The organism is Phyllobacterium sp. P5_D12 (genome assembly GCF_054049495.1).
Map to the genome: position 1 here is coordinate 1 of NZ_JBFUMG010001183.1, position 556 is coordinate 556.

Annotated in this window: 1 protein-coding gene; it reads right to left on the bottom strand. The window is 57.9% G+C overall.

The genetic code is table 11. The features are described 5' to 3' along the window. Positions 1-556 (bottom strand): cation:proton antiporter domain-containing protein (locus ACXJ5O_RS29395; RefSeq protein WP_457302978.1); only part of this gene is annotated, 556 nt, incomplete at both ends.

Genomic DNA, 556 nt, shown 5'->3' on the forward strand with positions numbered 1-556 from the left:
CCGTCAGCACGATCAGGTCTCGCTCGGGGAAATCTGGAGGCAAAGCGAACGACGTGGCGAGCGTGACCAGTCCTCGCATTCCAGCCCAGCCGACGAGCAAAGTCTCCCCTGGTGCGAACGCTGCCAGATCGTGCCCGTGCCGATGGCGATATCCCACTATTTTATGAAACAGGTACGCGATTATGAGGCGTGTCGTGATAACGCCGACAACGACCATTGTAGCGAAACCAAGCGCTCGCTCGAGATCGACACCTGGCATCGCCTCAATGATGCGGCGGGCCTGCAAGCCCATCAGCAGGAACGCCACCACATTCAACAAGAACACAACTGTGGTCCACACTGCGAACGAATGTACCCGCATACGCGGGGAATCCTCGACTGAAGCAAGTGTGGCGATCGTCATCGCGCTCGCTACCGTAGCCAGGACCGCCGACAGATGCAGTCGTTCAGCGATTAGCCAAGTCGCAAATGCATACACGAACTGGAGCAAAGTGCCGCCAACGGTGTTTTCTGTCACCGGCCGTAATCGCGAGAGCAGAAACCCGAAGGCGATACC